The sequence below is a fragment of the Blautia coccoides genome, assembly GCF_034355335.1.
Classification (GTDB): Bacteria; Bacillota; Clostridia; order Lachnospirales; family Lachnospiraceae; genus Blautia; species Blautia producta.
Window position 1 is genome coordinate 4518195 of record NZ_CP136422.1, and the last position, 13844, is coordinate 4532038.

General features: G+C 38.8%; 10 protein-coding genes. 2 read left to right on the forward strand and 8 right to left on the reverse strand.

Translation table 11 applies throughout. The annotated features are described in order from the left end of the window. Window positions 1-17 precede the first annotated feature (17 nt). The 8 genes from BLCOC_RS20315 to glf form a co-directional block, all read right to left on the reverse strand. Window positions 18-1310, reverse strand: coding sequence for a D-alanyl-D-alanine carboxypeptidase family protein (locus BLCOC_RS20315; protein WP_115623193.1), 1293 nt, complete (start codon window positions 1308-1310; stop codon window positions 18-20). A 220-nt stretch (window positions 1311-1530) separates the two neighbouring features. Next, window positions 1531-3423: a DUF2142 domain-containing protein gene (locus tag BLCOC_RS20320; RefSeq protein WP_165907176.1), complete on the reverse strand. Its 1893-nt coding sequence runs from the start codon at window positions 3421-3423 to the stop codon at window positions 1531-1533. After that, complete coding sequence (locus BLCOC_RS20325; protein ID WP_018598474.1) at window positions 3407-3823, reverse strand: DUF2304 domain-containing protein; 417 nt, start codon at window positions 3821-3823, stop codon at window positions 3407-3409. The genes BLCOC_RS20320 and BLCOC_RS20325 overlap by 17 nt, the downstream gene beginning before the upstream one ends. 9 nt (window positions 3824-3832) lie before the next feature. Further along, window positions 3833-4519, reverse strand: a complete 687-nt coding sequence (locus BLCOC_RS20330) for a glycosyltransferase family 2 protein (protein WP_018598475.1) — start codon at window positions 4517-4519, stop codon at window positions 3833-3835. Window positions 4520-4547: 28 nt separating this feature from the next. Beyond that, window positions 4548-5348, reverse strand: coding sequence for a glycosyltransferase family 2 protein (locus BLCOC_RS20335; RefSeq protein WP_115623195.1), 801 nt, complete (start codon window positions 5346-5348; stop codon window positions 4548-4550). A gap of 30 nt (window positions 5349-5378) precedes the next feature. Beyond that, the gene (locus BLCOC_RS20340; RefSeq protein WP_306792293.1) at window positions 5379-6647 is read right to left on the reverse strand and encodes a lipopolysaccharide biosynthesis protein; all 1269 of its coding nucleotides are present in this window, start codon (window positions 6645-6647) and stop codon (window positions 5379-5381) included. Between the two features lie 8 nt (window positions 6648-6655). Continuing rightward, window positions 6656-7558 (reverse strand): LicD family protein, encoded by a 903-nt coding sequence (locus tag BLCOC_RS20345; RefSeq protein ID WP_115623196.1) that lies wholly within the window; start codon window positions 7556-7558, stop codon window positions 6656-6658. A 26-nt stretch (window positions 7559-7584) separates the two neighbouring features. Then, window positions 7585-8691: a UDP-galactopyranose mutase gene (gene glf, locus BLCOC_RS20350; RefSeq protein WP_115623197.1), complete on the reverse strand. Its 1107-nt coding sequence runs from the start codon at window positions 8689-8691 to the stop codon at window positions 7585-7587. Between the two features lie 176 nt (window positions 8692-8867). On the opposite strand from glf, the gene BLCOC_RS20355 reads away from it, so the two are divergent. Both BLCOC_RS20355 and BLCOC_RS20360 read left to right on the forward strand, forming a co-directional pair. Beyond that, complete coding sequence (locus BLCOC_RS20355) at window positions 8868-9857, forward strand: glycosyltransferase family 8 protein (RefSeq protein ID WP_115623198.1); 990 nt, start codon at window positions 8868-8870, stop codon at window positions 9855-9857. A 107-nt stretch (window positions 9858-9964) separates the two neighbouring features. Next, the gene (locus tag BLCOC_RS20360; RefSeq protein ID WP_115623199.1) at window positions 9965-13804 is read left to right on the forward strand and encodes a hypothetical protein; all 3840 of its coding nucleotides are present in this window, start codon (window positions 9965-9967) and stop codon (window positions 13802-13804) included. The last annotated feature ends 40 nt before the right edge of the window (window positions 13805-13844 follow it).

Consider the following 13844-nt stretch of genomic DNA (forward strand, 5'->3'; position numbering starts at 1 on the left):
TTTTAATTATAAACTTTTTATTTTTTTCTTCTTTTCTTCTTTCTGCGGTCTTTTTTAACCAGCAGTGCCATAAGAATAATAAGAACTATGACCAGAACTGCCATCAAGATCACAAGGGCATCCATAAGAGAAAACGACATGTTCTTATCGTCCTTTTTCTGCTCTTTATCATTTTCTCCCATTATTCCTTCTGTATCTTTTTCTACAGGTGTCTTTTCATTGATTTTTTCCTGTGGTTTTTCTTCTTCCTTATATGCATTTCCCACAGGCTGACCAGAATAGCTGTAATTTAACAGAACACTTCCATCTTGCTGTACACTTTCTTCACACTGCAATTGTTCCATTGTCACATTGGAAGGGACTAAAACAAAGCCTTTATTTAATTCAATTTTTTTAAAATTATCAAATCCATAGTTCAAAAGGTTAGTGGTATCCAGACAATTAGGTCCCATATCCGCCCCTTTCATCACAACCGCAACAAGGGTAACTCCATTCCTCTCTGCCGCTGTTACCAATGTCTTCCCCGCCGCCTCTGTACTGCCTGATTTTCCTCCCAAGCATCCTTCATAATGTTCTGCGGATTCGGAAGCCAGTAAAGGATGGTGCGTATGAAGTTCCCTGGCAGCTGCAGACATATTTGTAGGTGGGATCACATAATTTTCCGTTTGGATGACTTTGCGAAAAGTTTCATTTTTTAAAGCCTCTCTACAGATCAGTGCCATATCGTAAGCTGTTGTGTAATGATTTTCATCCGGCAGCCCGCTGGCATTGACAAAATGTGTGTTCTTACATCCTATAGCCGCGGCTCTTTGATTCATAAGCTCCGCAAATGCTGCTTCTGTTCCCGATACCTGTTCTGCTAACTGAATCGCAACCTCATTGGCGGACTGGATCATCAGTCCGTACAGACAATCCTCTACAGTGATCACTTCTCCAACCTGCATATGAATGGTACTGCTGCCAGCCACCTGTTCGGAGGCCACACTGTTTTCCGAAAAAGTCAGCTGCGTTTCAAGCTGCAAATTTTCAATAGCCAGTAATGCGGTCATTATTTTCGTAATGCTGGCAGGATACCGGAGTTCATCTCCGCCCTTGCTGTAAAGAACGTTACCATTGTCTGCCTCCAGCAATACTGCCGTCTCACATGCCACTTCCGGACCTGGAGGCCATCCCTGTATATTATTAGATTCAATAGCATAAACCATTCCGTTATTGACTGCTCCGGCAGCAGTTACTGTCATCATACTCATACACAATACTAACGATACCAGACCAAACAAAAAGGGACAACTTTTTTTTAATTTTATCATTTTTAGAAAAATCTCCTTATACGCAAACCAGCAGTATCCTTTGGATACTGCTGTATGATTTTATTTTTCTGCATACATGCCCGGTAAAATTATTGGTAAACAGCTTATATTTCTCACAAAAACTTCCTCCTGACCTTGTATACTATACCATCTTATAAACGGAATTTCAATAATTTAGAAGAAATCCGCTTTTCAATCTTTAATCCGAAAGCAGAGAATACTAGCTGCAGTAAGGAATCAGAAATCTGGAATACAGAGCCAGATGCAGTATAAGAAGAACTATCAAATACATAACCAGGTTGTAGTTCTCCTCTTTCCATTTTGTATAAATCTTATCTGTATAAAAAACCAAAAACAGCGGAAGCAGCAGCGGAATATAATATCTTCCCTGTACGCCTTTGATCACTACCTCCCCCACTTCCGTAAACGCCAGATACAACGCAGTCCATATAAGAACCAACACACCGGCAGAAAGGGGCAGTGTACATACTTTGAATATATTCATAGACCTTTTAGTTATCCCGTTCATGGTTTTTCTTGGCTCTGTTAACGCCACTCCAAACACAAGAACTGTAACCAGCATATAGAAATCAAAAACGCCTTCATAAGCCATTGTTGAAAGACTTTGAATACCCATCATATAATCATTAAAGGTTCTGCTGATATTTTCAAACAAAATCTGTATATATGCCCAGGGGTGCCCAAGCACCATCTGAAGCTGACGTCCTACATCTGTATCCCCTCCTCTTAAATCTGAAGCCATTGTATTGCCTGCTGTAGGTATCAGGAAAGTCAGCATCAGCAGGATGCAGGTTATAATAATTATTGATTTCCATATCCAACACTGTTTTTTACTCTTAAATTTTTTAAGCGGCAAAAACAATGCAATAAGCATCAAAGGAACATAAATAGCTTTAGGGCAGCTACCATATAAAAAGCACAGAGGTATACAGACAAACATAGCCTTGTGTAATTTTTTCTCCGGATAATAAAATTCTCTGACAAGCAGTGCAATTCCCAATGACAAGAACCCTATCAAAGCAACATCATAAGAATATGCCGTTGCTAGGACCATAGGTGTAGGCATCAAAGCCAGAACCGCCAATAAATTCTTTGCTATTGGTATAGTTTTTATGGCAAAAAACAAGAGAATACAGTATAACACAAGATTAGCGATTTTCCCCAACAAATACACCACATAAAAAGGAAGGCCAATAAAGTTCCCGGCTGCAACTACAATAGCCATGTGCAGATACCCCAATCTGCTGACGGTGAAGCTGCTCTTTTCATAAGAATAACCACTGTCCTGTGTATGTTCATTGAAATACTGAATCTGAAGAGCCTTTTCTTCCTTAGTGGTAAAAGGCACTTTTTCCTTGGATTCCGGGTTAATATAAGCATAATACTCCGCTTGGTTCCATTCCACGTGATCTCCATCAAAGAAATCAAATACATGATAAAAATGAATATGCTCATCCCAGCTTGTAAACTGGGGTGGCTGAATTGCTATAAAAAGCATCCCTATTGTCATAGATATCATAAGAAAGCCAAGCTCTACGCGCTTCCCTATCTCTTTTTTGAACAGAAGAAGAAACAGCAAAAGCCCAACAAAAGCACAGATATATAAAATCCTGTAGCCATTAGAATCCTTGGCGTTATTGGCTGTAAAATCCCCCACAACTACATCTGGCGGAAGTTTTATAGTGATGGATTTCACATTATTTTTAATATTGACAAACGAATTGTTCAAATTACTGCGGCAGGGATCCTTAATTCTCTGTGTTTCCCAATTGCCATATAAATTTTTAGTTTCTATGATAATATCAGCTTCAAAATTATTTTCCGCCGCATAGTAATACTGGAATTTATTTATATACATTCCGGAAACATCAATTTTAATTTCTCCGCCTTTCTTCATGATATAGAGATTTTCTTCTTTATCTCCATTCTTTACCTGTATATCCTGAAGGCTGATTCTTTGGGGTATATCACTTTTTGTTGTCTCATAGAACTGAAGTATCCCCTCTATAATAAAACCAGCCAATACTGCACTGATCATAATAATTAGCAGTCTTTTCCACCAATTCAATTTCACCCTAACACTCTTTATCATTTTCCAATACATCCTTTTCTTTATGCAATTCTTTCTCTTCTGCGGCGGTTTGACTGTTCCCTTCTCTGCGCAGGATTTCTTCCAATATACCAATTCTCTGCGTTAATACCTTAGTCTTTTGAGATAAACCGGATACCAGTACACTCAAAGTAAATGTCAATGCCAGTAAAAAACAGAACCCAAGAAAAAAAATCATATTAATAGGAATTCCAATCCCACAGATTTCAGCCAATTTTGCAATAATCCCCGGAAAAATGTCCAACAGCAAAATCAGGACTCCCATAATGATCCAGGACAATGCATATTTTAATTCCAGCTTATTCTTTCTTATCTTTCCAATCAGATAAAAAAACGCAGCCAGCACAACAACCGCAACTATAATTTGTGTTCTTATATTCATACTTCACCTCTATCGAAGACATTCTATAATAATTGCAAGGCTTACCTTAATCATATAGTACACTGATTTTTTAGGAGAAATAGAGGATACCCCTCCCTGTCTCTCCTTCATAACAACAGGAATTTCCTTAACTTTCATATTTTTTCGGATAACAGACACCACTGTTTCCGGCTCCGGATAATCCTTTGGATAATTTTCGGCAAACATCTTAATGATTTCTCTGTCTACCATACGAAGTCCCGATGTGGGATCTGTAATAGTCTTTCCGGTCAGAACTTTTATAAGCCCGGTAAAAAACTTGATTCCCATCCTTCTGAGTCCGGATGACTGAAAACCTTTTTTCTCAATAAATCTGGAGCCAATCACCATGTTGGCCTGATGCTTTTCCATAAACACTGCCATCTCATTCAAAAAAGCAGCATCATGCTGTCCGTCGCCGTCTACCTGCACAGCCACATCATAATGATTCTCAAGAGCATACATATAACCAGTCTGGACCGCACCTCCTATTCCCAGATTCACAGAAAGATTGATAAAATGAAATTGTTTTTTTTCACATATCTCTTTCGTCTTATCTCTGGAACAGTCATTTATAACTATATAATCAAATGATGGTGCAAATTTTTGAATATTCTCTACGGTCTTCTCTATGCATGACTCTTCATTGTAAGCAGGTATAATGATTAATTTCTTCATAAGTTTTCCTTTTATATTATCTGATTCATCATAATTTATTAGATTTCTCACTTGAGCTGTACAGCTTTACAAGAATTCTGGCAATTGGTTTTGGCCAAAATTTTCTAAACATAATGAAATCTTCTCTTTTTCTTGCATCATCTCCAAGAATAATACTGGTTTCAGAACCCTCGTGAATTCTATGATACATTAAAATTTTATTTACATATACAAAACTACCCTTTTCTTTTGAAAGCTTTTCCCATGCTTCCCAGTCCTCTGCACTGCGAAAACCTGCCTTAAAAATAGGTTCCTGCAAATGCTCCTTCGCAAAGGTAACACTGGGACAGCAAATAGGGCAGCCAAAAGACAAAATCCTTCGCCTTACGAATTTTGAACTCCAAAACACTTTGATCTTCAATGGCATTAACATAAGGCGTTTCATTTTTAGCAGCCGGTTGTTCAGTATAGGCTGATCCTTCCGCAATTCTCCATAATCTCCAAAAACAATCAGCGGCCTTTTCGCCCGTCTGAGATATTCGTAACTCTTCTGCCAATAATCCGGAAGATAGACATCGTCCTGATGAGCAATGGTAACATATCTGGCATTCGCACATTGATAGGCAAAATTCCAGTCCTGTGTGATTCCGTGTTCTCCATGGTTTATAAAAAGAGGTATCTCATATTTCCGGCTCAATTCCTCTATGTATTTATTTGGTGTTGATGTAACCATGATAATACTGCTTTTCCTGGTCTGTTTTTCTAATGACAGTATACATTCTTCCAGATATGGGCTTTCTTTATAAGCACAAATGGCAAAAATGTGCTCTCTCTTTTTATTTCCTTCCATTTTTCAACCGCTCCGTTTTTTATTTCTATTTCAATCTTCCACCTGTCCTTTAACAGCAAAATTTTCATGGACACATCTTGCCAGACATAGTGCCAAAAAGATAATTTCAACAATCGTTGCAAGAGCCAGAGCCACACTCCCGCCCTGCATGTCATACCTCTTTACCATGATCACTGAAGAAAAATAGCTGACCGCTACTGCAGCAGCATTCCCGGCGACAAGCCCTTTAAAATCTCTGATCGCTGTCAGAACACCGCAGAGAAGCCAAGCAAAGGCTGTAAGCACTGTACATAGGATCAACGGGATCAACAAGTCTGAATGGGCAGCCACTTCCTCACCCAACAGCAGTCCCAGTCCCCATTTCCCCAATAATTTTCCGCCTATGACACCTGCCACAGCCAATCCTGCCACAGAAGCGGAGCATAGAAATAAGGCGTTTAAAAATCCTTTTTTATTCTTCTGATGATATCTCTCTGCAAAAAGTGTAACAAAAGGATTAAAAATATAGGTGGCACCCATTTGTATAATTAAAGTCGGCGTTGCCACTGAACCATATATCCCCAGTTTATAGTTACCCAAATATCTCTCTATGAATAATCTTGGAATTGTACCGATGGCTGTTGACAACATAGTATACACTACTAATGGAAAGCATTCAATCAATAATTCTTTTATTTTCTTTTTATCCCAGCAAATACGTATATTGGTTATCTTTCCTGCAAAATGAATATCATACAGGCATACAGACAACAGACAACAGACCGTCATTATTAAAAGCGTTATAACAAGATTTCCGGACAAGAATAAAGCTGCTGAAAAAGTGCCTAAAGTCAGGACACCTCTGATAGTAAAAGATTTGCCCACATAGTCAAGGCGCCACATTTTTTGATATATTCCGGCAAACACATCAAAGAGAGCTTCTGATAGTTTATATACAAAATAAATAATAATACATAACTTCTGTTCAGGACTATAAGATAAAACCAATGTATAAATTATGCATCCAAACAAAGCAGCACTTCCTGTAAAAATTCTGCTTGAAATATATAAACCGTTTGAATATTTTTCATTTGTATCGGAAACCTGAAAATTTCTCATACCATATACAGCTAAGCTATACCATATATTGCTCACTGACATGGCCAAGGAGAGAAGTCCCGCATTATCTACTCCCGAAATTCTCACCACCAGAATAGTCAAAAGCCACTGACATCCTAAGTAGAACATACTTCCCCAGGAATTCCAGAGTATACTCTGTTTCATAGATAATTTTTTTCCGCCATTATAATCATTTCTCATGTTTTTTTTCAATTGCCGGTTTCTCCATCTCCAAAATCTATAAATGAGGCGTAGTGGTTATGCCTCTCATCTTCCGGCGGCATTTGCATGTAGTCTCCGTATTCTGGTCTGAGAAATGCATCAAAGTCCTTAACTAATGCCACCTCAGTGTCCTCAAACTGATAATTCACTGTAGGAAAAGAATCCCTTGTACGGATCATCAAGTTTTCGCCGGTTATGTAGGAATAATCAATATATAGATCAGAATCATCCTCGCAGTGTGTAGCCCATTTCAAATATTTATTAGTGCACATCTGTGTTGTTATATGAAAAAGCTTAAACAAAACATGCAGGATCTTGCATCCCCATTCTGCTGCTTTCTTCTTCCATCCAGTAACATCCGGTGGAAGATTAGGGTTTGGAATCAAAGTCAGTACCTGAAGCCTTGCCCAAAACCATGTCTTTTTCTGGTGCTTTTTTCTTAACTTTTCATCCTCAGATGTTCTGTCATAAGGAAAAATATCAATATAGATTCCCAGAGGATAATTTCCCTGCTGATAAGCATCTTCAATAAATCTTGTCCCTTTTTTTACCATTTTGCCAAACATGAGAGGATATCTTTTTTCCGTATCTGTTGACATGAAAATATATTTATCTCCCATTTCCTCAGGCGCTATTTTCATAAATTTATCATAATCTTTTCTAAGCATGCATACATCAATATCATCATCCCATGGAATGAATCCCTGATGGCGGAGAGCGCCTATAGCTGTCCCACCTGTTGCGAAATAAGGTAACTTATGCTTTTCACAAAGAGCTATAAAATCTTTCAGGATCTCTAATTCCACCAACTGCAGTCTCCGAAGATTTTTCTCATCATATGTCTTATTTTCCATAAATGTAGTGAAATATGGTGTGCTCCACCATGCCATCCTTTCTCCATAAATAATCTACTCTTTTACTGACACGCAAATTCTTTGTCAGCAAGACGAAATGCTGCCTCTATTACTTTGTCCATATCGTAATATTTATACTCTGCTAATCTACCTCCAAAAATTGTATTACTTTCCTTTGCTGCAATTTCTGTGTACATTTTATACAATTTTTGATTTCTGCTGTTATTAACAGGATAATAAGGTTCCTTGTCTTTCTCCCAAACTGCAGGATATTCTCTAGTAATCACTGTCTTGTCTGACCTGCTGTTTTCAAAATGCTTATGTTCTATAATCCTTGTAAAGGGTGTCTCGCTATCCGTATAATTAACAACAGCTACCCCCTGATAATCATCCTGTTCCAAAATCTCTGTCTCAAACCGCAGACTTCTATATTCCAGGTCTCCGTATATATAATCATAATAAGAATCAATAGTACCTGTATATAGCAACTTTTCTCCCATTTCACGATATTTTTCTCTGTTTTTGTTAAAGTCAATACCTGTTTCTATGTCACACCCTGAAAACAATTTTTGAATCAGCGTATTGTAGCCCCCCACGGGAATCCCCTGGTATAAATCATTAAAATAATTATTATCGTAAGTATATCTTACAGGAATCCTATTAATAATGAAAGAAGGCAGTTCACAGCACTTCTTTCCCCACTGCTTTTCCGTATACCCTTTAATTAACTTTTCATATATATCATACCCCACCAGACTTATAGCCTGCTCCTCCAGATTCCTTGGTGTCTCTGTTACTGCTGTCCTCTGGGATTCAATGATTTTCCGTGCCTCTGCTGGCGTAATCACGCCCCACATTTTATTAAACGTATTCATATTAAAGGGTAAATTATAAATTTCCCCATGATAATTGGCAATAGGCGAATTCGTAAACCGATTAAACTCTACAAGATTGTTCACAAAATCCCACACCCTACGGTTGCTTGTATGAAAAATATGAGCTCCATACTTATGGACCTGAACGCCTTCTACCTCTTCACAATACAGATTTCCCCCAATAGTATATCTTTTTTCAATAACAAGGCACTTTTTATTGTGTTCAACTGCGCTTTTTGCAAATACACCGGCGAAAAGACCGCTGCCTACAATAACATAATCATATTTTTTCATATTTATCTCCAATACCATTCAATTTCAAATAAAATAATTATACCTTGTTTATTCATAAGAATCAATTCTTAATTTATAAAGAAAATTTTACTGTCCCATGCCTCTTACAAATATGCTATAATTGTTTTACAATACAAAATACCGCTGTATGCGTACTTGGATGAAAGGAGTCAGTAGTGAATTTTTTATATACCATTAACAATAATTTTGTACCTCAGTTAGGAGCAGGAATTGCATCCATCTGTGAAAACAATTCAAAAGAGGGACAAATTTTCTTTTATATTATGTCTTTTGGCATTTCTTCAGAAAACAAAAACAAATTAACACGCTTGACAAAAAAGTATAACCGCAGCATTACTTTTATTGAAATATCAGATATAAAAAAATATTTCGATTTTGAAATCGATACATCCGGCTGGAATCCAATTGTTTTAGCCCGTTTGATCATGGGACGTATATTACCTGAAAATGTCAAAAGGATTTTATATTTAGACGGAGATACAATAGTTATCTCCAGCCTGGAAGAATTGTGGCATATGGATTTAAAAGGCAAAACTCTGGGAATGAGTATAGAACCCACAGTAGACCATAAACGCAAAGAGGCGCTTGGATTAAAAGACTATTTTTATCATAATGCCGGAGTTTTACTGGTAGATTTGGATAAGTGGCGAAAAAATGAGTCTGATAAAAAAATAATACAGTATTACAGAGAACATAACGGAAACTTATTTGCCAATGACCAGGATGCTATTAATGGCGCTTTAAAAAATGAAATATTATCAGTAATGCCTAAATACAACTTCTGTAATATTTTTTATCAATATCCATATAAGTTTCTCTCCAATCTGGTAAGTCCCCTAAAGTATTTTTCTAAAGAGGAATTTGAGAACTGTGTCCATAACCCTGTTATAATACATTATTTGGGAGAAGAACGCCCATGGAGAGCGGGAAATACACATAAATACAAAAAATATTATGAAAAATATCTCGGAATGACAGATTGGAAAGATACTCCTTATGAAGAGGGATGGAGGGTATATTTTGTATGTTGGAGACTATTCAATTTGATCATGAAACCTGTTCCAAAGGTCCGTTATTACATTATAAATATGTTAATACCCTGCTTTATGAAATATCGGGCTAAAAAATTACGAAAAGGCAATTAAAGAAAATTTTTATTTTGGGCTAGTCGTTACACTGACTGCTTGATATAATAGAAAAGAACCTCTCATTCGCATTTCAGAGAGGTAAATAAACGGAAGGGGTAATATTTATGAAGGGGAGATTTAAAAAAGTTACATGTTTTTTACTGGTTTTTTTTGTGCTGATAACTGCCGATCTGGTTCCGACGGTTCATTCAAGAACTGTATGGGCGGCCAATAATTCCTGCAAAATTCATTTTCTGACTTTATCTGACAACACGGATGCCATTCTGTTGGAATGTAATGGCAAATTCGGTATGGTGGATTCCGGAGAAGATAATGATTATCCTAACGGAAGTAATCCACATTATCCAAGCCGTCCGGGGATTACAAAAGGAAATGGATTCGAACAGGATGTGATTGCCTATCTGCAGACAGTAGGTGTCACTAAGGATAATTTTGAATTCTACATAGGCACACATCCTCATAGTGATCATATCGGATCAGCAGACGAAATCATTTACGCATTTCATCCAAAACGTGTTTACATTGAGGCTTATTCTGACAATGATGTAACGGATAGCACACGTTTATGGGATAATCTGTATGTTTACGACCGCATGGTGAAAGCTGCACAGGACACTGGCGCTACTTTAATTCAGTCTTTTAGCCCAAATGCGCCTCTTTATCCTGAGACCGTAACTGTAAGCGGAAGTATTATATTTAACAAAGATACAGATGTCCCTCCGGAATCTGGTGACAGTACAGACACAGACGACAGTGATACTGCTCCTCCTGCAGCCACAGATGAAACTCTGCCCCCAGCCCAGGATGAAGCCACATCGTCACAGGATACAACCACTGCACCACAAGACACCGTCACGGAACCGCAGGACACGGACGCTGCAGATCAAAAAATTGACAAAGGAACGCAGGATGCAGGTACCGGTTCTCAAGACATAAACCCAGAAACGGAAAACACAGATGCTGACCCCAAAGACATGGAAGCTGCATCACAGACTGCCAACACAGAAACTCCGGAAATAAATTCAGCAACAGAGGACACAGACTCTGCACTGCAAGGAACCAATCCACCGGAACAGAACAGTGGCACAGACAGTGAAACCATCTTACCTGCTCATATAGCGGTGACCTTATCTTATGTAACTGCTGATGCAGAAACACAACTTCCCGATGAAGTCACAGTGGAAGCCCAAGCGGTTCCCGGCAAAGAAGGGGTATGGACATATTCCTTTACAGGTATTAGAAAGTATGATGATACAAAAACACCTTTTACATACGAGATAACTCCAAAGGCTGACGGGTATACTTTTTCCCCTGCAGGGGAAGAAAATCCTTTTGATTTCATTTGCAGTGCAGAGGATTTGCCCTCTCCCGAAGAAATGCCCACACTTCCTGAAGATACTTTACAGCTGTTCAGCCTCTATCAGGAAGAAAGCGGCACTACAGATGAGCCTATCACTCCATCAGATGAAGGTACTTCTGATAATATGACCGTTGAAGATGTTCCTTCCAGTGATCAAGTGGACCCTAACCATCCGGATGATCCTAACAACGCTTATAGTGATATTTATGCAGCCCCTGCACAAAGCGGTATTTTTGATGGTCAAACCGTAGGTTCTGTCTCTACACCTGTTTTTATGTTAGGCGGCAAAAATGGTATGAAACTTGAAATCATGAATTATGGAGTCAAGCGGCCTCAGCCGGATGCCAACTATTTCAGCCTTGGTGTAAAAGTCACTTCCATGACCACTAAAAAAACTGCTTTTCTGGCCGGGGATATTAACAACTATATCGGAGCAGAAACTGCGCTTGCCAAGCGCCTTGGTCATGTAAATGTATTAAAACTGGGTCACCATGGCTTTTATGGTTCCAATACCTATAATTATCTGAAGACGCTGAGTCCAGACATTGCAGTTATGACAGGCAAATATAATTATGTATCTAACTCCAGTGTTGACAATGGCATAGGTACTCTGGATTCGCTTCTCAAACTAGGAAAATCAGGAACTGCCCTTTATCCAACTGCATGGTATGCACCATACATTAAAGCGATTGTTATCAACCTGGACAAAAGTCTTAGCAATAATGTTCCAAAAGGTAAAGAATTTGTTGCTTCTGCCGAGGGTTCATCACCTTATAGGCACATATACTACTATGATGGCTTTCCCAAGAATATAAAGGGATGGAAAAAAGACTCCAAAGGTGACTGGTATTATTTTGAAAACTCATACAATGCTTCCTCTAATAAATGGGTACAAAATGCATCCGGTCAATGGTCTTACTTAAAAGATGATGGTACTATGGCTGTAGGCTGGACTCTCGTTAATGGTAAATGGTATTACACAGATACCAATGGTTTTATGACAACAGGCTGGCAGAAAGTAAATGGAAAATGGTATTACATGGATTCCAACGGAGTGATGCAGACCGGACGAAAGCAATTGGGAAAATATTTTTACTATTTTGATGCATCGACAGGAGCCATGGCTGAGGATCAATATGTAAACGGCTATTATTATGACTCCTCCGGAAAATGGATTCCAAATTTTAAAGATGGAAACTGGCAGCACAATTCAACCGGATGGTGGTATCAATTTGGTAATGGCACATATCCCACGAGCTGTTGGCTGCAGATTCACGGAGAATGGTACTATTTCAACGCTTCTGGGTACAGAACAACTGGCTGGTTGAAGCAGGGCAATACATGGTATTATTTTAACGGTGACGGTGTCATGTGTATTGGCTGGTATAAAGTAAACGGGATTTGGTATTACTCTGATGCTTCAGGAAAAATGCTGACAGGCCTGCAGACAATCAATGGCAAAAAATATTATTTTACTGGCAGCGGTGCTATGGCTACCGGATGGGTAAAACTCAGTGGTAGTTGGTACTATTTCACCGAATACGGCGCAAACACTGGGTGGTATACGGTAGGAAATATCTGGTACTATTCTAATTCAGCCGGTAAAATGCAGACCGGATGGATTAAATCAAACGGCAGATATTATTACACCTCCGGCAGCGGTGCTATGATGACCGGATGGATCTTCGTCGGCAATAAATGGTATTATCTGGATGATTCAGGAGCTATGCTTACAGGATGGTACAAAGTTAAAGGAGTTTGGTATTACTCTAATTCTTCAGGTGAAATGCTGACGGGCCTTCACACTATAGGGCAAAGCAAATACTATCTGGCCGGAAACGGTGCTATGGCTACCGGATGGGTATACACCGGTAATAAATGGTATTACTTTAACAGCAATGGTGACGCAGCGGTTGGATGGTATAAAATAAATAATATCTGGTATTATTCTAATTCTGCAGGTGTCATGCAGACCGGATGGCTGAAACAGGGCAATACTAAATATTATCTATATGGTAATGGTGCCATGGCTACCGGATGGGCTGCACTCGGAAATAAATGGTATTATTTCACAGACAGCGGTGCCGTTGCCAGAGGATGGTTCAAAGTAAACAATACCTGGTATTATTCTGATTCCTCAGGTATTATGCAGACCGGATGGCTGAAACAGGGTAATACTAAGTATTATATGTATGGCAGTGGTGCTATGGCTACTGGATGGGCTGCGCTGGGGAATAAATGGTATTATTTCACAGACAGCGGTGCTGTTGCCAGAGGATGGTTCAAAGTAAACAATACCTGGTATTATTCTGATTCCTCAGGTATTATGCAGACCGGATGGCTGAAACAGGGCAGTACCAAATATTACTTGTACAGTAATGGATCTATGGCCACGGGATGGCTGGCAGATGGTAATAAGTGGTTTTATTTAAATGGTATGGGTGCTATGACTACAGGCTGGCAGAAGGTTAATAATTTATGGTACTATTTAAATCCTTCCAATGGAGTTATGTATGCAAACACCTGGACACCTGATGGATATTATGTAGATAGCAGTGGTGCCTGGACAGGTCAACGCCGCTAAATACATTGTCAAAACAAAAAAGGGTGTGTATCACGGATTC